18 protein-coding genes are annotated in these 20658 nt (G+C 44.8%); 9 read left to right on the plus strand and 9 right to left on the minus strand.

The window, feature by feature from the left end; genetic code table 11:
* Positions 1–269: 269 nt before the first annotated feature.
* The 4 genes from ACFI6L_RS14905 to ACFI6L_RS14920 all read left to right on the plus strand — a co-directional run bounded on the left by ACFI6L_RS14905 (position 270) and on the right by ACFI6L_RS14920 (position 3788).
* A complete protein-coding gene (locus ACFI6L_RS14905; protein WP_014999724.1) occupies positions 270–827 on the plus strand; it encodes a GbsR/MarR family transcriptional regulator in 558 nt (185 codons plus the stop codon).
* An 11-nt stretch (positions 828–838) separates the two neighbouring features.
* Positions 839–2212, plus strand: a complete 1374-nt coding sequence (locus ACFI6L_RS14910; RefSeq protein WP_462574321.1) for a cytochrome ubiquinol oxidase subunit I — start codon at positions 839–841, stop codon at positions 2210–2212.
* An 11-nt stretch (positions 2213–2223) separates the two neighbouring features.
* Positions 2224–3231 carry a cytochrome d ubiquinol oxidase subunit II gene (locus ACFI6L_RS14915; protein WP_101566066.1) on the plus strand — a complete coding sequence of 336 codons (1008 nt, stop codon included), beginning with the start codon at positions 2224–2226 and terminating at the stop codon, positions 3229–3231.
* A gap of 392 nt (positions 3232–3623) precedes the next feature.
* Positions 3624–3788, plus strand: coding sequence for a hypothetical protein (locus ACFI6L_RS14920; RefSeq protein ID WP_014950935.1), 165 nt, complete (start codon positions 3624–3626; stop codon positions 3786–3788).
* 34 nt (positions 3789–3822) lie between these two features.
* Here ACFI6L_RS14920 and ACFI6L_RS14925 read toward each other — a convergent pair whose 3' ends face one another.
* From ACFI6L_RS14925 to prlC, 9 genes are all read right to left on the minus strand, one after another.
* Complete coding sequence (locus ACFI6L_RS14925) at positions 3823–5418, minus strand: methyl-accepting chemotaxis protein (protein WP_014950936.1); 1596 nt, start codon at positions 5416–5418, stop codon at positions 3823–3825.
* A gap of 243 nt (positions 5419–5661) precedes the next feature.
* Positions 5662–6144, minus strand: coding sequence for an Lrp/AsnC family transcriptional regulator (locus ACFI6L_RS14930; protein WP_014950937.1), 483 nt, complete (start codon positions 6142–6144; stop codon positions 5662–5664).
* A gap of 79 nt (positions 6145–6223) precedes the next feature.
* Positions 6224–6868 (minus strand): hypothetical protein, encoded by a 645-nt coding sequence (locus tag ACFI6L_RS14935; protein WP_462574323.1) that lies wholly within the window; start codon positions 6866–6868, stop codon positions 6224–6226.
* A 397-nt stretch (positions 6869–7265) separates the two neighbouring features.
* Positions 7266–7475 (minus strand): transcription antiterminator/RNA stability regulator CspE, encoded by a 210-nt coding sequence (gene cspE / locus ACFI6L_RS14940; protein WP_012519905.1) that lies wholly within the window; start codon positions 7473–7475, stop codon positions 7266–7268.
* 293 nt (positions 7476–7768) lie between these two features.
* Positions 7769–9397, minus strand: coding sequence for a ubiquinone biosynthesis regulatory protein kinase UbiB (gene ubiB / locus ACFI6L_RS14945; RefSeq protein ID WP_014950939.1), 1629 nt, complete (start codon positions 9395–9397; stop codon positions 7769–7771).
* A 23-nt stretch (positions 9398–9420) separates the two neighbouring features.
* Positions 9421–10056, minus strand: coding sequence for a ubiquinone biosynthesis accessory factor UbiJ (locus tag ACFI6L_RS14950; RefSeq protein WP_014977549.1), 636 nt, complete (start codon positions 10054–10056; stop codon positions 9421–9423).
* Positions 10056–10853, minus strand: a complete 798-nt coding sequence (gene ubiE, locus ACFI6L_RS14955) for a bifunctional demethylmenaquinone methyltransferase/2-methoxy-6-polyprenyl-1,4-benzoquinol methylase UbiE (protein ID WP_069945054.1) — start codon at positions 10851–10853, stop codon at positions 10056–10058. Before ubiE ends, ACFI6L_RS14950 begins: the two co-directional genes overlap by 1 nt.
* Positions 10854–11025: 172 nt before the next feature.
* Positions 11026–11727, minus strand: coding sequence for a DNA-3-methyladenine glycosylase I (locus tag ACFI6L_RS14960; protein ID WP_462574325.1), 702 nt, complete (start codon positions 11725–11727; stop codon positions 11026–11028).
* A 6-nt stretch (positions 11728–11733) separates the two neighbouring features.
* Complete coding sequence (prlC, locus tag ACFI6L_RS14965) at positions 11734–13770, minus strand: M3 family metallopeptidase (RefSeq protein ID WP_462574326.1); 2037 nt, start codon at positions 13768–13770, stop codon at positions 11734–11736.
* A gap of 316 nt (positions 13771–14086) precedes the next feature.
* Here prlC and ACFI6L_RS14970 point away from each other — a divergent pair, with 316 nt between their 5' ends.
* The 5 genes from ACFI6L_RS14970 to gorA all read left to right on the plus strand — a co-directional run bounded on the left by ACFI6L_RS14970 (position 14087) and on the right by gorA (position 20142).
* On the plus strand, positions 14087–14647 hold the full coding sequence (locus ACFI6L_RS14970; protein ID WP_014977552.1) for a response regulator: 561 nt from the start codon (positions 14087–14089) through the stop codon (positions 14645–14647).
* 23 nt (positions 14648–14670) lie between these two features.
* Positions 14671–15495 carry a phosphate/phosphite/phosphonate ABC transporter substrate-binding protein gene (locus ACFI6L_RS14975; RefSeq protein WP_156078908.1) on the plus strand — a complete coding sequence of 275 codons (825 nt, stop codon included), beginning with the start codon at positions 14671–14673 and terminating at the stop codon, positions 15493–15495.
* Between the two features lie 10 nt (positions 15496–15505).
* Positions 15506–17173 carry a HAMP domain-containing sensor histidine kinase gene (locus ACFI6L_RS14980; RefSeq protein ID WP_049586758.1) on the plus strand — a complete coding sequence of 556 codons (1668 nt, stop codon included), beginning with the start codon at positions 15506–15508 and terminating at the stop codon, positions 17171–17173.
* 70 nt (positions 17174–17243) lie between these two features.
* Positions 17244–18551 (plus strand): response regulator c-di-GMP phosphodiesterase, NosR family, encoded by a 1308-nt coding sequence (gene nosR / locus ACFI6L_RS14985; protein WP_014977555.1) that lies wholly within the window; start codon positions 17244–17246, stop codon positions 18549–18551.
* Positions 18552–18795: 244 nt separating this feature from the next.
* Positions 18796–20142, plus strand: coding sequence for a glutathione-disulfide reductase (gorA, locus tag ACFI6L_RS14990; RefSeq protein WP_462574327.1), 1347 nt, complete (start codon positions 18796–18798; stop codon positions 20140–20142).
* The last annotated feature ends 516 nt before the right edge of the window (positions 20143–20658 follow it).

Consider the following 20658-nt stretch of genomic DNA (forward strand, 5'->3'; position numbering starts at 1 on the left):
ATTTCGAAGGACAGTACAGGCTCTGTTACAAGAAAAATAGTAGACATAAGGTTAAGGAAAGGTAATGAGGGTAAACCCCTATTTCATTTTCAAAACGCTTTAAATTTGCAGGCTAGCGACACGTTTTGTTCGAAAAACAAGCTCGCAGTCTGGGTGTAGAGAAACATTAAATTTTCAAAAATTCGTACGTGATATCACGAATAAAACTTGTGTTTCTTGATCCTACGCAATAAACTTTCAGTAATTTCTGAAACTTCTGGATGGTAAAAATGAAAATGACGCCTTTAATTACATCTGCGGTTATGCACTTTGGCGAAATGGGAAGTCGTTGGGGTTTCAACAGAACAGTTGGGCAAATTCTTGCGCTTATTGTTTTAAACGAAGAGCCCATTTCGGCGCAGGAAATTGCAGATGCGCTCAACATATCCAGAGGCAATACCAGCATGGGTTTAAAAGAGCTTCAGTCATGGCGCTTAGTTAAACAGCATCTTGTTCCTGGTGAGAGAAAAGAGTTTTTTATTCCGGCTGGCGATATTTGGACATTGGCCAATAGAGTATTTGAAGAACGAAGAAAGCGCGAGATAGACCCAACCATGAGTCTACTGCGTGATTTGTTGCTTGACGCACCTGCCAATGAAAAAGAGGCAAATGCACAACATAAACTGAACGAAATTCACGATTTACTCGAATCAATTACGGCATGGTCTGAAGAGCTTCAAAATCTTGGGCCTGAAAAGTTAAACACGTTGATGAAGTTGGGTTCTGGCGTGGGCCGTATGCTTGAGCTTAAGGACAAGCTACTTCCGGGGAAAAACAGCGTTAACTAAGGGGGCCTTCTGTGGATGCATTCTTGCTGTCTCGTTTACAATTTGCGTTAAATATTAGTTTTCATATTTTGTTTCCAACCATCACCATGGCGATGGGCTGGTTTCTATTTTACTTCAAGCTGCGCTCTAATATTTCAGGTCACCCTGTGTGGATGCGTATGTATCGCTTTTGGGTACGTATCTTTGCCCTAAGCTTCGCCTTGGGTGTAGTAAGCGGCGTCACCATGTCATTTCAGTTTGGTACTAACTGGCCTGGATTTATGGAGAAAGTAGGTAATGTGGCGGGGCCACTACTCGGTTATGAGGTACTTACCGCCTTTTTCTTAGAAGCCACGTTTTTAGGCATCATGCTGTTTGGCATACGCCGTGTTCCGAACTGGCTGCATACGGCTTCAACCCTTATTGTTGCACTTGGCACCACTACTTCTGCGTTCTGGATATTAGCCTTAAATAGCTGGATGCAAACACCGCAAGGTTTTGAAGTGGTCGACGGTGTAGTGTATGCCACAAACTGGAAAGAAATTATCTTTAACCCATCTTTCCCTTACCGCTTTGTACATATGATGTTAGCGTCTGGACTGACGGCCAGCTTCCTGATAGCTGGGCTTTCGGCCTACCGCATGCTTAAAGGCGACGACAAGCTTGCGCCTAAGCTCGCGCTTAAAACCGCCACCTATACGGCGGCAGTGTTAATCCCGCTACAAATTTTTGCTGGCGACATGCATGGTTTAAATACGCTTGAGCATCAGCCTCAGAAAGTAGCGGCGATGGAAGGACTTTGGGAGACCACTGAAGGTGCACCTTTGTTACTTTTTGCAATTCCTGACGAAGAAAGCAAAGAGAATTATTTTGAAATTCCCATTCCCTATGGTGCAAGTTTAATTCTTACTCACGAACTTAAGGGCGAGATTAAGGGGTTAAATGAGTTCGAAGGAGAGCATCCGCCCGTTGCTCCTGTTTTCTTCGGTTTTAGGGTTATGGTGGGTATGGGCATGTTGATGCTTGCTGTGTCATGGCTTGGCAGTCTTTATCTTATGCGTAACAAAGACTTCCCAATTTGGCTTAAACGCACGTTTGCAGGCATGGCGTTTAGCGGCTGGATTGCTACGTTAGCAGGCTGGTACGTAACGGAAATAGGCCGTCAGCCCTATTTGGTAAGTGGTGTATTAAGAACCGCTGATGCCGTTACCCAGTTACCACCGGCGAATATTGCTCTGTCGTTCACGCTCTATCTTGTTATCTATACGGTGCTTCTAATCGCATACATGGGAACACTTATGTTGATGTGCAGAAGAGCCGTTGAAATTGAAGAGATAACGACGGAAGAGCGCGAAGTTGCCAAGGCAAAAATGCAACCTACTGACCCAGACCCAAGCACGGTTTAAGGAGAGCAAACATGTTTGAAAGTGTATCAGCAGAAATGCTCGGAAATATTTATGTGGGTTTACTTGGTTTATCTGTATTGCTGTACGCCATTTTAGATGGCTACGACTTGGGTGTGGGTGTACTTATTCCGCCAAGAACAGAAGCGTTTCGCGATGACATGATAGCCTCCATAGGCCCTTACTGGGATGCTAATGAGACGTGGCTTGTGCTCGCCATAGGTCTACTGCTTATTGCTTTCCCTGAAGCCCATAGTGAGTTTTTACAAACCTTGTACTTGCCTGCAACCTTCATGTTATTAGGGCTTATTTTGCGCGGCGTAGCGTTCGATTTTCGCGCCAAGGTTGTGCAGGTGAAAAAGCGTAAGTGGGACATGGTATTCAAATACGGTTCGCTTTTAACCACATTAGCTCAAGGGTATATGTTAGGTATATACGTGACGGGGCTTCGCACAGATATTTGGGCGCAAGGCTTTGCACTTCTCGCTGCATTTGGTGTTACGGCTGCTTATGCGTTTATTGGCTCGTGCTGGTTAATACTTAAAGGCGAAGGTGAGCTTCAACAAAAGGCGTATTACTGGGCCAGAAGAGGTTTAGGGGTACTGGCGGTAGGAATTGTCGCGGTAAGTATCGCGAATCTAACCTTACACGATGACGTACGAGACTTATGGTTGTCTGCTCCTTGGGGCTATGTGCTTTTCGCTATTCCAGTAGCGTGTTTTGCGCTTCTAGCACTATGTGGTGTGTTGCTTAAAAAACTGCCTGATGCACAAGGGAAAGGCGAATGGCTTCCGTTCTTTATTGCCCTTCTAGTATTTTTACTTTGTTTCACCGCATTTGGCATAAGCTACTATCCGTTTATCATCCCTGGACAGATGACGGTGATGGATGCGCTTAGTGATGCAAGCTCTCTGCGCTTCTTGCTTGTTGGCGTAGTTATTGTAGTACCTATTATTTTGGCTTATACGGCCATGGTATATAAGATATTCTCCGGTAAATCAGAGAAGCTTTCTTACTACTAGCCTTTGTTAATGGGATCGCAGCAGATCCCAATTACTTGAAACAATAGTGAACATCATTGAAATTCAATGGTGTTCACTTTCTATTCAGCGCTATACTAAACGCTGTACATTGCGAGTTTCTTGCGGTTCCCGACGCCTTTCCTGTGCTTGGGGCATTTGCGGCGACCAGTATCCCCAATCCACGAACTCGATCTGAAAACCTGCGATCAAAATATGATCCTTTCCCTCGAACAATGTATACCAATGACTAGAGGATGTTTAGCGTTAGCTAGTCTACCCTTAAGGTGTGATCAAAATTTAAACGTTACTTACCGTTAAATATTTTGTTGACATCAAACTGTAATATTACTATATTTTATTTGGGGCAATTTTTAATAGAAGGAGCCAATACCATGGAAAATGTATTCCATTCGTTCTCACGGTTCTTCAAGCGCGCGCACCCCTACACAGTCGCTCACTATATCGGCCGTAAAAATGCGCAGCGTATCTTAGGATGTAAAATCAAAAAGAAATCCAAGATATTCGCCGACCAGCACGTTGAAGACCAAAATCATTAATTTATATGGGGCCCGTCAAACCGGCCCCATTTTTTTAGCTCAATTTAAATCTATTAACGTTTTCCTGAAGGTTCTCAGCCAGGCTGAATAAGCTTTTCGCTTCACTATTCACATTGGTATTCGCGGCTTTTACTTGATCGCCCAGCATTTGAAAATCTAGTGCCCCTTCGCGTGCAACTTGCACCTGATCTTTAGCGTGTTGTACAAGAGCCGAAGCCTCATTGCTCACCTCAACTAACGATAAAACGCTTTTGCGTCCGTCTTCCAACGTAATCACCAGCTCATTGGCAAGCCCCAATGCGTTGTGTGCCTTGTCTTTATTCGAAGTCATAGTTTGTACAGAATCACGAATTGACTGCACTATTTTTTCTAACATGGCATTAATTTCAACTGTCGATTGATGAGTTCTTGATGCTAGCGTACGCACTTCATCCGCCACCACCGCGAAACCTCTACCCGACTCTCCTGCTCTTGCCGCTTCTATTGCAGCATTAAGTGCCAATAAGTTAGTTTGATCAGCAATCTCAGCAATGGTTTTCACCACACTCGATACGTTTTTTCCATCGCTTTGCAGCTTATCTAACGTAGTAGCAGTTTTATCAATGTTAAGGGTTAAATCAGAGATGGCGCGCGCTGTGGTTTCCACATCCACCTTACCTTGCGCTATCTGGTGGGCACTACCTTTCGCTTGTTCCGCAGCTTTTATAGATAGAGTAAGACTTTGTTCCATTTCATCAGACAGATTATCCATGACTGACACTAGCTGCTTAATGTCTCCTTGAAAGCTTAAGATAGCGGTTGAAGAGTGTGATGTTGCACTGTTAAGTGTTTGTGAGGAGTGGTTCAGGTCATTCACTGCATGTTGAAGGTCAGTCATTCCCTTGTGAAATACGGCTAGTAGACCTTGAACGCTATGCGTTATCGCGTGGAGTTCTTGTAAATTTTGAGTAGGTAGACGTGACTGTAAATTGCGTGTTTTTGCAATATCGTCAAGCCTCTTAGCCATCTCTTCGATAGGATTTGCGATATTCCGCTTAGCAAGTATGTAGCCCATTATGGATACAGCCAGTAGCAATATGATTAGGCTGTAGATAGTGAACTGGCTCACACTGAGTTCAGCAGAAATAGCCATGGTTCGAGAGTTCGCAGCACGCTCAACACCCGAGCGTACCCCAGTCAAAAGTGCATTTAGTTCAGATGCTGCTTGGGTAATGACTTGAAGATTTTCCCGTGCAATATCCCAATCTATAGATGTTGCTGACATCGTTTGCTGTAAAGACGCAGCTGACGCAACCAGTACATCAAATTTTTCTTGAGCGGCATCGCTTCCCATATAGCTGAATTGGGAAAATTTGGCGTTGGTCTCGTCGACGAGCCGGTCTTTCTGCCCGTTATATTCGCGACTACTTATTGTGGTTCCGTATAAGGAATACGCGATAAGCACCAGCTCTTTACTTTGAGTTTGTATATCATCGATAGCGCTTAACGAGGGTAATGTTTCAGCCACGTAGGCTTCTACTAAGTTTTCGACATTGGCGTTGTTCTTTGTCAATACAATTGCCGCGATGAGCGACACAATTACAACGAGAAGATAACCGAGCAATATTCTTTGCTTGATGGTTTTAAACATATAACCCCCATATTATTTAGGGGCACGCCTATACTTGTCGCACGTCTCTGCACCCTTTTCTATTCGTAGTAGGACAAAATTTACTTCTCCTACAATTGAACAAAAATAGACCGCTACGGTTGCTTTTTTCTTTCAGATTTTTAATCGGGAAGTTATCGAATTTATGTAAGTTAGAGTCTTCAACTGCAAATTGCCTCATCTATCACCGAAGGTATTGAGAAAACCAATGCTAATTATGAGGGGTTAAATATGGTTAAGCGGTACCGAGGTTGTGTACTTAATCTGCTCCATTGCAAAGCTTGAAGTGACGTCGGAAAACTCTATACCGTTAACCAATCGCTTATAAAAATGATCAAAGCAATCCATATCGGTAACGAGGACTTTTAGCAGGTAATCGTATTCGCCAGACATACGATAACATTCAACAACTTCATCAAATGATGCGGCGTGTTTAGCGAAACTTGCCAGCCACTTTCCATCATGTCTGCCCGCTTTTACTTGAACGAAAACGGTCATGGCCAGCCCCAGGTGTTTTGCTTGCAACAGCGCTACTCGCCTAGAGATTATGCCCTTCTCTTCTAGCTTTTGAATACGCCGCCAGCAGGGCGTTACCGTAAGCCCAACTTGCTCAGCGATTTCTGCGACAGGCGTGTCAGCGTTATTCTGTAGCATGGCCAAAATGGCTTTATCTATTGTGTCTATACCGCTTGTTTTTTCACTACGCATAGTGAGATGTTGCCCTTTATTTCCATGTTCTCAGTTTTTCAGCGAATTACGTCAGGCGCTTTACTTTTATGGAGGCTATTTACAGCCACCAAGGCTGACTAAAGTCGACATTTTCTGGTGCAATTTCGTATTGAAAGGGAGGCGTAAATACATCCCAAAATGCATCCCGCAAGTCCACATCTATTATGCTAAGTTTACCTGCATCGCGATAGCGAGATAACAGTGTATTGTAAGCGTCAATCGGCATTTGCGGGTTAGACTGGCGAAAGATAACACGCCCTCCAAACTCTTCATACATCGCTTTTTCTGTTTGAAACTGTAGAACCTGCTTGGCCGCTATCTCTTTAATGGGTTTCGTTGCCGTTTCACTTGAAACCTGACCTTCAAACTTCTCGATAAACCTGCTTACCAGTGTTTGATTAACCGTTATGCCTTTTTGTTTTGCATAGTCCTCTAAAACAAGCTCATAAATTCTGTTAGACGCATTTACACGGACCACATAATCAAGCATACCTGCGTAATTGTCTTTCGCTTGCTGCTTCAAGTTTTTACGTTCTTCTTCACTAGGCACGACGTCTGCCATACGGATTTCGGTATTAAGCACCATTGCTAAAACACCCTGATCATCGACTTGTCCATTTGCCTGAGCAGCATAAGCAAGGTTTGAAATTAGAATAAGTAGCGCGGTGGCCAATGAAGATCGAATAGTTGATGTCATGCGCATTAAGCACTCCCTGTAGACGTATTTATCGCCGCGATTACGAACACTTTGAGTCTCGCTGAGTGGGTAATTAACTGTGCGGACTGGTATTACCCAAATGGGCGTTGTAATGAGTAAAGCATTAAACGCTATGACTACGCAATACCGTGGCGTACTGATATTAGGAATATGCTGCGAGCTTCAAATTTATTGGGGTGAACGAGTGCTTATGTGGTGTAGCCGAAAAAGGATGGCGATAGCGACGCGGTAGACTAGCTATTGATGAAAAGCGTTATTCGTTAGAAATGATATATACCAAAAGCGGTATGGACTAAAAGCTTTGTCGCGCGTTTAGCGTGGGTGTGGAAATACAGACATTAGAAAGAAAAACGGCGGTCAAATGACCGCCGTTTTTGAATTCTTAGATAGCTTGCACGTTAGCAGCTTGAAGACCTTTTTGACCTTCTTCAACTTCAAATTCTACTCGCTGACCTTCTGGAAGCGTTTTGTAACCGTCAGAGATGATCGCACGGAAATGAACGAATACGTCCTTACCGCCGTTATCTTGAGTTAGAAAACCGTAACCTTTATCAGCGTTGAACCACTTAACTGTGCCTGTAACTTTAGACATGTCGTATAGACCTCAAATATCGTATTAAATTGCGCATAAGCGCGTGTAACTAAGTTCTTTAGAGTCTTTAAATTGGCGGAGTATTGGGTCTTACTTACGAATGGACAAACAACTTACAACAAATTACCGGGTAACTCGAGTGGTTTAACATATAGCAAATAATACAAAATCGCGTCTCTTTAAAGACTTTGGCTTAAAGCCAAAGCCACTATAACACTCTTCGGGACGATTAATATACAAATTAATTGATAAACTACGGATTTCATAAATATTTCACCGCAGCGTAACAAAAATTAATGCCCTTTCCGCCAGGCTAAATACCAGCAAATTGCGCCAATTACGCCTGTACTTGCAGGGAAATACCATGATAAATCGTACATTGGCAGTATTGCTGTCATTAACACAAAAGTGGCGCCCACTACGCTTAAATGAGTGGTCTGAGTTGTTTTCTTTTGCTCTTGGAGCAGTGCCAAATGGGCCCTTTGTTGTTGCAATGGCAAGCGCTTCATTTGCTGTAAACTGTCGTACAGCAGGTCTGGCATTTCAGGTAGTTTTTCAGACCAGAAAGGTAAATTGTCTTTCACCTTCCCCATCATGGCGGTAAAGCCAATCTGCTCTTTCATCCAGTTTTCAAGAAACGGCTTAGCGGTTTTCCAAAGGTCGAGCTGAGGATACAACTGACGGCCTAAGCCTTCGATATACAGCAATGTTTTTTGCAGTAGCACAAGCTGTGGCTGCACGACCATATTGAAACGACGTGCCGTATTAAATAGCTGCAGCAGCACGTTGCCAAAGGAAATTTCAGCAAGTGGCTTTTGAAATATAGGTTCGCATACCGTGCGAATAGCCATCTCGAACTCATCGATATTGGTATCTTGCGGTACCCAGCCTGAGTCGGCGTGAAGCTGGGCGACTTTGCGATAGTCGCGGTTGAAGAAGGCAATAAAGTTCTCAGCCAGATAGCGCTTATCTTCACGATTGAGCGTACCCACAATGCCAAAATCGATAGCGATATATTTGGGGTTTTCAGGGTGTTCGGTAGAAACAAAGATATTGCCCGGGTGCATGTCTGCATGGAAAAAACTGTCGCGAAATACCTGAGTGAAGAATACTTCCACACCGCGCTCGGCCAATTTTTTCATATTGGTATTTTGGGTAAGTAATGCGTCTATATTTGAAATTGGCAGACCGTAAATACGCTCCATAACCAACACATTGCTGCGACAGTAGTCACTGTAAATTTTAGGTACGTATAAGGCGTCTGAGCCTTCAAAGTTCCGCCCTAACTGAATACCATTTGCAGATTCACGCAGTAAATCAAGCTCATCAACAATGGTCTTGCGGTATTCCACAACCACTTCGACAGGACGCAGCCGTTTGCCGTCAGGAAGCCAGCGTTGAAGCACGTTAGCCAAGCTAAATAAAAGCTCCATGTCCGCCACGATGGTATCGCGAATATCTGGGCGCAATACCTTTACCACGACGTCTTCGTTGTTATGCTTCAACTTTGCCGCGTGAACTTGGGCTATAGAGGCAGACGCCAGCGGCGCTTTTTCAAATTCACTGAATAATTCGCTTAAATCAGAAAGCCCCAACGCTTGCTTGATAATGTCTTGTGCAGCGTCAGATGAAAACGGCGGAACTTTGTCTTGTAAACGGGCAAGTTCGTTAGCAATGGCAGGGGGAAGCAAGTCTCGGCGGGTAGAGAGCATCTGGCCGAATTTAATAAAAACAGGCCCAAGGTTTTGTAGTGCAAGGGTAATACGCTCGCCGGCTGACTTGCCCTTGTGCTTGTTTCGCACCCAAAAAATGGTATGACGCATAGCCCGCGCGTACCAGGGTAACCACTTTGCTGGAATAAGTTCGTCTAAGCCGTGTTCCAACAATACCTTGTTAATTCGGTATAACCTAACAATACGCATTTATGAGCCTGTTTCTCTCAATCTTACTTAAATTTTTCTTCTAGGCGGCGCAGTCTCGCATCGGCACTTTCTGCTCGATCGCGAAGCGCATTAACTTCGTCACTAAAGTGCATAACCGCCAGCTTGTGTGCAGCAAGCTGCTTTTCTTCTACTACGGCGTTGCCGAATACCTTCGCCATGGACGCTAGCGCTGACATCGACTTCTCATGCACGGATTTCACCGTTTTCACAGTCTGATGGGCAATAACATCGTTAGTCTTTTGTGCCAGCAACTCTTCAATGTCAATATCGAGCTGCTGAAACAAGGCACTGACCTGCTGAGCAACATTGAGCTCTCCTTCCAAAAAGAGGGCCTTTTGCTGAATAAGACGAGTCAACTGGCTGGTTTCTTTTAACTCTGGCAAGGTTTGTAGCGACGTTTTAATACAACAGTCTTTCGGCCCAAGGGACGCGACGGCGTCTTCAAACGAGCCTTGTTCGCTGAGTACGTCAATACGGTCAGAAAACGACAGCGTAATACCATAAGGAAGCGGCGAAATGAACGCGGTAAGCCTGGCGCCAGCAAGCGCTTTTAGCCTTACTTCGCTGTCTTCGTCTAAAGACAGCAACTTGTTTAAAACCGATTCAGCCGTTGCGGTAACCAGCGCAGAAGTAGGCATTAAAACTTATAACCTCTATGTAGCGCTACAATACCGCCAGTCAGGTTTTGGTAATCACATTGCTCAAAGCCAGCCAGCTCGAACATCCCCTTCAAGGTTTCTTGATCTGGGTGCATACGTATGCTTTCCGCAAGGTATTGGTAGCTTTCTGCATCGTTCGCCACTAGCTGACCCATTTTTGGCAAAATGTGAAACGAGTACATATCGTAAAGTTTGCTGAGCTGCTCTGACGTAGGCTTAGAAAATTCTAATACCAGTAAACGGCCGCCTGGTTTTAACACGCGAAAAATAGAATTAAGCGCGTTTTGCTTTTCCGTTACGTTGCGAAGGCCGAATGCCATGGTCACCACATCAAAATGGTTGTCGGGGAAAGGCAGTGCTTCCGCGTCAGCTTGCACATAATCGATGTTGCTTACCAAGCCGCGATCGCGAAGCTTATCACGGCCTACTTTCAGCATAGACAAGTTGATATCGGCAAGGGTTACGCGCCCTGTAGGACCTACCAAGCGAGAGAACTTAGCGGTTAGATCGCCAGTACCACCGGCAATATCCAATACTTTATTGCCAGCGCGAACACCGCTGCAGTCTATTGTGAAACGCTTCCATAAACGATGCACTCCCATCGACATAAGATCGTTCATTACGTCGTACTTTGCTGCAACAGAGTCAAAAACATTAGCAACTAAAGAGGCTTTTTGCCCTTTATCCACCTGTTTGAAACCAAAGTGCGTTGTATGCTCAGTAGCATTGTCGATTGCAGAGTCTGCTTGCGTAGCGGGAGTTTGATTGTCGCTCATGACAGTCCTGTAATTTGAATATTTTTATTAATGCCGAAGTGTATAGGATTGTGTGCTCAAGCAAAAGCTTTATGCCTGACTGTCTCCTGATGTAAATCAAGCCTTTGACCTTTACAAAAGCGGAGCCTGCAAGGCACAAGCTCGCTTGTTTAGAAGACTAAAGCAGCTTGCTCTACGCTACCTGATTGTTTGTGCCCCAGCTAAAGGCAACAATGGCACTGATCTCTTGCAAAGAACGGCCGCTTTCCTCATGCCATTGCGCAAATGCCGCATTGGCCGCCGACAGCGACTTTTTCGAGGTTAAGCCACCGTCGATAATTTCATTCTTTCGCAAGTAATCTTCCACGTCACGTGAGAATAAAAACGTGTCTATGCCTAGTGCACGAAGCATGTAGGGGCCGGTGTTACCGCCTAATCGCGCACCGCGTTTTTTCAAAAACGCCCAAAGCTCAGTGATATTGTCTTTTTCAAAGCCTGCTACGAACTTACCAAAGCTACCGTGCTCCAGGGCTACGTCTTTGATCATCATGGCATTGTCACGCACTGTCATCACTTTTTTATAGTTGCGAACAATGCGCTTATCTGACGCTTTTTGCTCTAGCATTTCATCAGGCATCAACAACACTTTATCAATGTCGAACCCGAAAAATACGGTTTCAAAGTCGGGCCACTTTTGCTCAATAACTCGCCACACGAAGCCCGACTGGAACACTTTTTTGGTCATCGCCGCTAAAAAGCGGTCGTCAGGAATTGCTTCAATTTGCGCTTTAGAAAGTGGCGCTTGGAGCATGGCTTCAAGCACCCTTTCACCGCCTTTGCGCTCGCACGCTCGGCGGTAGATAGATTGAAAAGACTCTAACTTAGACTCTTTCATGTGTGCCTAGCCTTTAATACCGCTGTGACGAAGCAAAGCGTCAACTTGGGGCTCGCGCCCTCTAAAAGCAACAAACAAGTCCATAGGAGGCTTACTACCGCCCATTTCTAAAATGTTTTCTAAGAACGCTTTGCCCGTATCGCGGTTAAAGATGCCATCCTCTTCAAACTTGCTGTACGCGTCGGCAGAAAGCACCTCTGCCCACTTATAGCTGTAATAGCCCGCTGCGTATCCACCAGCAAATATGTGACCAAAGCCGTTTTGGAAACGGTTAAACGATGGAGGGATGACCACGGCCACCTCTTCACGCACTTTATCCAATGTGCCCTGTACGTCTACCTCACTGCCCTTTTCGCTATGCAGTAAGAAATCGAAAAGACTGAATTCAAGCTGGCGTACCATCTGCATCGCTGACTGGTAATCCCGTGCAGCAAGCATACGCTCCAGTAAATCAGCAGGAAGCGGTTCGCCAGTTTCATAGTGACCAGAGATAAAATTAAGTGCGTCTTCTTCCCAGCACCAGTTTTCTAAAAACTGACTTGGCAGTTCAACCGCATCCCATGGCACACCGTTAATACCAGATACACCGGCTACGCGCATTTTAGTAAGCATGTGATGAATCCCATGACCAAACTCATGAAACATGGTCACCACTTCATCATGGGTAAATAGCGCAGGCTTATCCCCTACAGGTGCGTTGAAATTACAGGTAAGGTACGCAACGGGTAGCTGCAATTCGCCATTCATTTTTTCACGACGTACGCGACATTCATCCATCCACGCGCCGCCACGCTTTTTAGCTCGTGCGTACAAGTCTAGGTAAAAGCTGCCGCGCATCACATCGGCATCGTCAGTAATGGTGAAGTAACGTACATCGCTATGCCACGTATCGATGCCAGGCTGCTCAATAATTTTTAAGCCGTACAGGCGATGTACAACCTCGAATAAACCAGACAGCACTTTATCTTCGGGGAAATAAGGGCGAAGCATTTCATCAGAAATCGTGTACTTTTCCTGTTTCAGTTTCTCGCTGTAATACGGTAAATCCCATGCCGCTAGCTCGCTGACACCATGCTTGTCTTTCGCGTACGCTCGTACTTCTTCAAGCTCTTTCTCTGCCTGAGGCTTAGACTTAGCCGCCAAATCACGCAAGAAACCGATGACCTGATCGGTAGAATCCGCCATTTTAGTCGCTAGTGAACGCTCTGCATAACTTGAAAAACCTAACAATTCAGCCAGTTCAGTACGCAGCGTTAAGATTTCTTTGATTATATCGGTGTTATCCCACTTACCCGCATTAGGGCCTTGATCAGACGCTTTCGTTGCATAGGCGCGATACATTTTTTCGCGAAGTTCGCGATTATCGGCGTAAAGCATGACTGGCAAATAAGACGGAATGTCTAACGTAAACAACCAGCCTTGTAAGTCTTTTTGGTGCGCAGCTTGCGCCGCTGCTTCAAGGGCTGACTCTGGCATACCGGCAAGTTCAACTTCATCGGTAATGTGTTTAGTCCAGCCCATAGTGGCGTCCATCACATTGTTGGAAAAGGTTGACGATAGCTCGCTAAGCTTTGCCTGAATCTCTGCAAAACGCTTCTTTTGCTCTGCGGGAAGCGCTACACCTGACAATGTGAAATCGCGAACGGCGTTTTCTATCACTTTCTGCTGCTCTTCGCTTAAGGTCGCAAATTCGTCAGACGCTTTGAGGGAAGCATAAGCATTGTAAAGGCCTTCGTGCTGGCCTACCCAAGTCCCATACTCAGATAGTAATGGCAAACACGCATCGTGAGCTTCACGCAATTCATCGCTGCTCACCACGCTATTCATATGAGAAACCGGCGAGAACATTTTGCTTAAACGATCATCGACCTCTTCAAGGCGCAGCACTAGATTTTTGTAAGAGTAATCTTTCGACGCCACGACCTCATCTATTTCGCTTTTGCACGCCGCAATGGCTTTTTCAATTGCAGGCTTAATAGAGGCAGGTTCAATAGCAGAAAAAATTGGTAGACCATCTACCATTTCAATTGCAGGGGTTGTCATAATCTTTTTCACTCTTAACACTTTGATAGAATAATGATGGGGCTTCGCTGATTAAAAGCAAGCTATTGTTTTAGCCACTGTTGACCTATTTTGAACTTACTAGCCGTTAACGTGCATGGATCATGATTATTGCCTATATTTACGAATTCAATGAATGCCGCTGCACCGTTTTTCTTAATGCCCCTCATAAAAACTGAACAACACAGCCGCCTCCGCCAAGCGCTGTCACAAATGTCACATTTCATCCTTTTGTCTACTTTGTCCCTTCGCTGTTCAGCGTCTATAATTTCGATTAATAAATCTACAAGGCATAGATATGAAAACGTTGACCTCAGGCGAAATAGCCTCGTATTGCGATGTAAATCTGCGCACCGTAATTCGATGGATCGAAAGCGGTAAGCTGAAAGGCTTCAAACTTCCTGGGCGTGGAAACAACAGAGTATTAGTAGAAGATTTTGTCGCCTTTCTTGAACGACACGACATGCCAATTCCCGATTCATTGAAAGGCATTGCCACGCCCTCAATATTAATTGTTGACGATGAAATGCCAGTTGCCAAGTCTATTCAGCGCGTGGCCAGACGGGCGGGTTATGAGTCGTATATCGCTACAGGCGGCTTCCAAGCGGGGATTATGCTAAGCCAATACGAGCCCAAAGTAATGACCCTCGATTTAAGTATGCCAGGCATGGACGGTTACAGCGTTATCGAATTCACGCGAGATCAGAGTAAATATAAAGATCTCAAAATTGTGGTCATATCGGCACTCGATGAAATTAGCTTGGAGCGCGCGCTTGAGATAGGGGCTGATGCCACCTTACAAAAGCCGTTCTCAAATCATGACTTAACAATGGTCCTTGAGCAGTTTATGTCGATGTAAATCGATTTGAAGGGAGTGACATTATGGCCTGGTTATCGCGATTGGCTCTTTTAAGTTTGCTTGCTGGTGTTTGCGCATTACCGACAAATGCTAAACCCCTTACTTTTGCTGTTGTACCTCAGCAGTCTGCCAAGAAAATGGCTGAAACATGGCAACCCTTAATCGACTATGTGAGCAATTACACCGGTTTTAAGATTGATTTTAAAACTGCAAAAGACATTCCCACCTTCGAGGCTAATCTCGCCGACGGCAAATATAATATTGCCTACATGAACCCCTACCACTTTGTGGTCTTTAATGAATCTGCGGGATACCGCGCGCTTGCGCGCCAACGCGATAAAGAAATTCGCGGCTTACTTGTTGTACATAAAGACAGCCCCATACGCTCTCTGGATGACTTAAGCGGTACTGAAGTAGCCTTCCCAGCGCCAGCTGCGTTTGCTGCCACAATTATCACAAGCGCTCACTTGCGGATGAAAAGCATTGCTTTTGTACCGCGCTACGTCAATTCTCATGACTCTGTGTACCTCGCAGTACAACGGGGCTTTTTCAATGCTGGGGGTGGCATTGTCCGTACGCTTAACAGTTCACCTGACGACGTTAAACAAGAATTACGTGTCCTTTGGAAGAGCAAAGGTTATACGCCTCATGCTATCGCAACCCATCCAAATATGGCACTCGCTGACAGACAAGCTATTCTTAATGCATTACTTGCTTTGTCGAATGACACAAGTAAGTCTTGGATTTTAAAAGGTATTGGATTTAACGGCTTTATAGCGTCAAACGACAGTGATTGGGACGACGTGAGAGCATTGGGAATAGCGTCGCTATCGAGGCCGCATTTATGAGTAGACTCGTATGAAACTGTCGTTGCGTATAAAAACAATAACAGGCATCGCATCAATAGCAGCGCTTTTGCTGCTAGTGCTCATTGTGACGGTGTTTCAGCTACTTAATGACCTTGTCGACAGTAACATAAAAAAGTCAGCCGACACCACGGTTGCCCTTTTTGTTTCGACGACAAAAAATGCCTTTTTAAGCTACGACCTTGCAGCTCTAGATGCCGACGTTTCAGAAATCCTTACCAACCCCAATATTGCTTACGTCAAAGTTAAAGACAAATTAGGCAGAGTTTTCGTAGAAAAGGGTAACACCAACGCACTAAACCGGCCTTTTACTGCCGACACAAGTGTTTCAGACGCTGATGATGGTATTTACGACACCCGAGCCCCCATCATGGTAAACAGGACTTTGTACGGCTATGTAGAGATTGGACTTAACATTGCTTCAGTAACTGAATCTGTGTCAAGGGTGAGAAACTGGACAGTTACACTGGCTTTTCTAGAATTTATTTTGGTCGGATTGTGCTCTTACTTACTCGGTTCTTACCTGATGTCGCAACTTCATCAATTACACGAAGGCGCTAAACGTTTAGGTGATGCAGTGAAAAACAACAGCTATCAAGATGTTTTTGTTCCCGTGCGCGGCACTGATGAGTTAAGCGAACTGGCAGAGGCATTTAATCAACTGGTTGAGCGTTTAAAGGAAGAACATGCGCAGCGTCAATACGCGCAAGATGAGCTTAAAGAGCTTAACACGCTACTTGAAGAAAAGGTTCAGGATAGAACCGCATTGCTGCATCAGAAAAACTATCAACTCCAAGAGGCCAATAAAGATCTAAAAGAGACCCAGGTACAACTACTTCAAGCTGAGAAAATGGCGTCAGTTGGCCAGCTAGCAGCGGGGGTCGCCCATGAAATTAACAATCCTGTCGGTTTTGTCAGCAGCAACATATCCACCTTAAGCGAGTACGTTGCTACCTACCAAATGATATTCTCACAAATTAACGCGGTGCTTAATGAGCAAGACGAGGGTAAGCGTGCTTCTGCCTTATCAGAACTAGAAAAAATGTTAGCTAATCAAGATATGGCGTTTATCAATGAAGATATCACCGACCTTCTCAGCGATTCGAGAGACGGTTTAAGTCGGGTTGCTGAAATTGTAAAAGGGTTAAAGCTATTCTCTCGTGTAGACAGTGACCACATGCAGCAGCACAACATTAATGATTGTGTACGCACTACCCTTGCCATGGTGAACAACCAATTAAAGTATATTTGTACTGTTGAAACGCATTTGGGCAAAGTCCCTGACGTTGCCATGAATGTAGGCAAGGTTTCTCAAGTTGTTACCAACTTACTCATTAACGCGGGGCAGGCGATAGAGAGCACGGGTAAGAACGGTAAGGTAACTATTACCACCTGTACTGCGGGCAAGTTTGTCGAGCTTCGTGTAGAAGACACTGGCTGCGGTATTCCATCAAGTCATTTAGACAAACTCTTCAATCCATTTTTTACAACTAAACCTGAAGGGCAAGGCACTGGCTTAGGTCTTTCAATTTCGTTTGGCATTGCTCAAGAGCATGGCGGCACGCTCTCAGCCACCAGCAAAGAGGGAGAAGGAAGCATATTTACGTTAGCGCTCCCCCTTGTTTCACACTCAGACAAAACATTAGAGAGCGAAGGATGAAGCAACTAATAGTGTTAACAAGCAGCATTGCGTGTAATAGTTGTAACGTCGCTTATAAGGATAATAATTTATGACAGAGCCTACTACAGAACAAGCCACGACCTACACGGTTCTATTTGTCGACGACGAGCCGAATATCCTTCGCGCTATTAAGCGTGCGCTGTTCACTATGGACATCACCTTACTGCTTGCTGATAGTGGTGCCAAAGCGTTAGATCTAATGAGTAAACACGATGTTCATGTAGTTATTTCTGACATGAAAATGCCGCAGATGTCAGGTGCGGAATTACTCGAACAGGTCGCTATCAATTATCCCGAGACTTTTAGAGTTGTGCTCACTGGCTATGCCGACATTGAGTCAACAATTAAAGCTGTAAACCAAGGCAAGATACACCGTTACCTGCAAAAGCCATGGGACAACCAAGAGCTTATCGCTGTTGTAGAAGAAGGCTTAGAGCGAGTTAAGTTAAAGGCGGAAAACCTTCGTCTACAAAAACTAACACGACTGCAAAATAAAAAGCTACGCGACGTAAATGCCTCACTAGAACAAGTGGTTCAAAAGCGCACGCGCCAAATAAAAGCGGCGCTAAATAAAATCGAAAAACACAACCTTGCAATGGAGCAGGTGCTGTTCAACGTGATAAGCATTAACCCTGACATTAATGGTAAGTTTGCCATTGAGGTTAGCGAGTTGGCATCAAAGCTGGCGCGTATTGCTCGGTTAGAGAAAGAAGAAATCAAACAGGTGCGTTATGCTGGCCTTATCTGCGAGCTTGGGTTACTAGGGCTTGAAAGCGAAGATTTTAAGGCGCCATTTTCAAAGCTTAAATATCAACAGCAGCAAAACTATCTATCGCAAACCAAGCAGGCTGCGTTAATACTTGCTCCGGCTCACGAACTACATCAAGTTTCTGACATTATTGAATTTCAGTTCGAGCACTATAATGGCTCAGGCTTGTATAACAAAGTTGCAAAAGAAATACCTGCTGGCGCGCGTATCTTGGCCATAGCCCGAGATTACTGGCGCTTAGTAACTGGCAGAATGAGCGGCATCGAAATGAGCCCTCGCGATGCCAAACTAGAAATGAAAAAGCACAGAAACACCCGCTATGACGGTGAATTTTTGGACCTGTTGCTCGAAGCAGAAGATGTAACGACATCTAAACTGCTTTCTACATCATTGAAAGCCTCGCAGCTCAAAGCAGGCATGGTACTAGCCCAAAATTTGTATAACGATAGTCACATCCTTATCCTTCCCGAGGGACATGTGTTTAGTGATGCCACCATTCAAAAACTCGTACACTTTGAAGAAGAACGTGGAAAAGCGTTTAGTATTCAAATAGAACCAGAAGAGCTTTCTGCTACTATAAGTGAATAAGCTTTAAAGATTACGTGCTGAAAGCAGGATGAGCGATGCATGAATATGCTTCGCTTTGTCTTAGCCTTTTAATTAGGCTGCACTGTCCCCATTGATAAACTAAATGAAATTCCCTAAAGCAAATCTCGGTCTTTTGATTACTCTTTATGACAAGACCGATAGAGAATGATTTGCTGTGCGAACCTTCCGAAGGCATTTATGCTTATCGTTTACGTTCGCCTAACCGACAAAGAAGGCTTTTTGAATGACACATTTTGATTATATATGTATTGGCGGTGGCAGCGGTGGTATCGCATCTGCAAACCGTGCAGCTAAACATGGAAAGAAGGCCGCCATCATTGAAGCGAAAGATATTGGCGGTACTTGCGTGAACGTTGGCTGCGTGCCTAAAAAAGCCATGTGGTACGGAGCACAGGTGGCTGAAGCGATACATCGCTATGCACCTGAATACGGGTTCGATTTGTCGGTAAATCACTTTAGCTGGGACAGCCTAATTGCCAGCCGCCAGGCTTATATTGAGCGTATTCATGCTTCTTACGACCGCGCTCTTACCGCAAATGACGTTACCTTAATTCGCGGTTTCGCGAAGTTTATCGATAACAACACAGTAGAAGTCAACGGCGAAAAGTACACGGCTGATCATATTACGATTGCTGTAGGCGGCCGCCCAATCATCCCAGATATTGAAGGTGCTGAGTACGGTATTGATTCTGATGGTTTCTTTGCCTTAAAAGAGCAGCCGAAGCGCGCTGTCGTGGTTGGCGCAGGCTACATTGGAGTGGAATTAGCCGGCGTACTACACGCTCTTGGCACAGAATCGCATCTGGTAGTTCGCAAACACGCTCCGCTTAGAAATTTCGACCCTATTATTCACGAAACCTTAGTGGATATGATCCACGCTGAAGGTTGCAAATTGCACGACCATGCTAGCGTAGAGAAAGTGGAAAAAGCTGAAGATGGCGAGCTATCAGTACACTTAACCAATGGCGAAGTGTTAAAAGCTGACTGCTTGATTTGGGCGATTGGCCGTAAACCCTCTACCGACAAAATTGATATTGAAAATACCGACGTTGAACTGAACGACAACGGCACGGTTAAGGTCGACAAATATCAAAACACCACGGCAAAGAATGTCTACGCGGTTGGTGATATTACCGGTGAAGCAGAGCTTACTCCAGTGGCAGTTAAAGCAGGTCGCTTGCTAAGCGAACGCTTATTCAACGGCAAAAAAGACGCTCACATGGATTATTCAATGATTCCAACCGTTGTGTTTAGTCATCCACCCATTGGCACTATTGGCCTAACAGAGCCAGAAGCTATTGAAGAATACGGTGAAGACAACGTTAAAGTGTACACCTCTAGTTTTGCGTCTATGTACACCGCGGTAACCCGCCACCGTCAAATGACCAAGATGAAGCTGGTATGCGCGGGTAAAGACGAAAAAGTGGTAGGCCTTCACGGTATTGGGCACGGCATGGATGAAATTCTGCAAGGCTTCGCCGTTGCCATAAAAATGGGGGCGACCAAAGCTGACTTTGATGCGTGTGTAGCCATTCATCCTACCAGTGCAGAAGAGTTTGTTACTATGTAGATCGCGTTCTGGAATGTTAGACTGTAGCTGAGCACTTTCTGGAAAATGTACTACCCTTAAGCAATTCTCAATGCTAATTCGGGGTAGTACATGACCTATGTCATTCAATCCAAGCCTTTCTCTGTACTCCCCCTTTCGGTACCCAATAGTGAGCAGATTAGGCTTGAAGGAATTCCTACATTTTATTCTTCAAACCACAAATACATCACTCCCGTAAATCTTTGGATAAATTATTTAGTCAACTACAGAAAGTCGAAAGATTTAAACTCGACGGTTCGTGCTTTAAAGCGCTACTTTAATTTCATGGAGGAAAACTCGTTATCTTGGGATATATTTCCGACCGCTAAATATTTAAGACCTACCTATAGATTTAGAAACGATGACCTACTGACAAACGCAAGGTTAGGACGAATCCAGTTCTCTACAGCATCTCTATACATGAGACATGTCGTAAAATTTTACGAGTGGTGTATTCACCAAAAATTTCTTAATGTAAACGAATCCGGTAAACCTTTT

The sequence above is a fragment of the Alteromonas sp. G4i35 genome (genome assembly GCF_054960375.1).

What these genes read in the sequence shown, in the direction of transcription:
- ACFI6L_RS14905 (WP_014999724.1), top strand. Translation starts at nt 270, where the DNA reads ATGAAAATGACGCCTTTAATTACATCTGCGGTTATGCACTTTGGCGAA.
- ACFI6L_RS14915 (WP_101566066.1), top strand. Translation starts at nt 2,224, where the DNA reads ATGTTTGAAAGTGTATCAGCAGAAATGCTCGGAAATATTTATGTGGGT.
- ACFI6L_RS14920 (WP_014950935.1), top strand. Translation starts at nt 3,624, where the DNA reads ATGGAAAATGTATTCCATTCGTTCTCACGGTTCTTCAAGCGCGCGCAC.
- ACFI6L_RS14925 (WP_014950936.1), bottom strand. Translation starts at nt 5,418, where the DNA reads ATGTTTAAAACCATCAAGCAAAGAATATTGCTCGGTTATCTTCTCGTT.
- ACFI6L_RS14930 (WP_014950937.1), bottom strand. Translation starts at nt 6,144, where the DNA reads ATGCGTAGTGAAAAAACAAGCGGTATAGACACAATAGATAAAGCCATT.
- ACFI6L_RS14935 (WP_462574323.1), bottom strand. Translation starts at nt 6,868, where the DNA reads ATGCGCATGACATCAACTATTCGATCTTCATTGGCCACCGCGCTACTT.
- cspE (WP_012519905.1), bottom strand. Translation starts at nt 7,475, where the DNA reads ATGTCTAAAGTTACAGGCACAGTTAAGTGGTTCAACGCTGATAAAGGT.
- ubiB (WP_014950939.1), bottom strand. Translation starts at nt 9,397, where the DNA reads ATGCGTATTGTTAGGTTATACCGAATTAACAAGGTATTGTTGGAACAC.
- ACFI6L_RS14950 (WP_014977549.1), bottom strand. Translation starts at nt 10,056, where the DNA reads ATGCCTACTTCTGCGCTGGTTACCGCAACGGCTGAATCGGTTTTAAAC.
- ubiE (WP_069945054.1), bottom strand. Translation starts at nt 10,853, where the DNA reads ATGAGCGACAATCAAACTCCCGCTACGCAAGCAGACTCTGCAATCGAC.
- ACFI6L_RS14960 (WP_462574325.1), bottom strand. Translation starts at nt 11,727, where the DNA reads ATGAAAGAGTCTAAGTTAGAGTCTTTTCAATCTATCTACCGCCGAGCG.
- prlC (WP_462574326.1), bottom strand. Translation starts at nt 13,770, where the DNA reads ATGACAACCCCTGCAATTGAAATGGTAGATGGTCTACCAATTTTTTCT.
- ACFI6L_RS14970 (WP_014977552.1), top strand. Translation starts at nt 14,087, where the DNA reads ATGAAAACGTTGACCTCAGGCGAAATAGCCTCGTATTGCGATGTAAAT.
- ACFI6L_RS14975 (WP_156078908.1), top strand. Translation starts at nt 14,671, where the DNA reads ATGGCCTGGTTATCGCGATTGGCTCTTTTAAGTTTGCTTGCTGGTGTT.
- ACFI6L_RS14980 (WP_049586758.1), top strand. Translation starts at nt 15,506, where the DNA reads ATGAAACTGTCGTTGCGTATAAAAACAATAACAGGCATCGCATCAATA.
- nosR (WP_014977555.1), top strand. Translation starts at nt 17,244, where the DNA reads ATGACAGAGCCTACTACAGAACAAGCCACGACCTACACGGTTCTATTT.
- gorA (WP_462574327.1), top strand. Translation starts at nt 18,796, where the DNA reads ATGACACATTTTGATTATATATGTATTGGCGGTGGCAGCGGTGGTATC.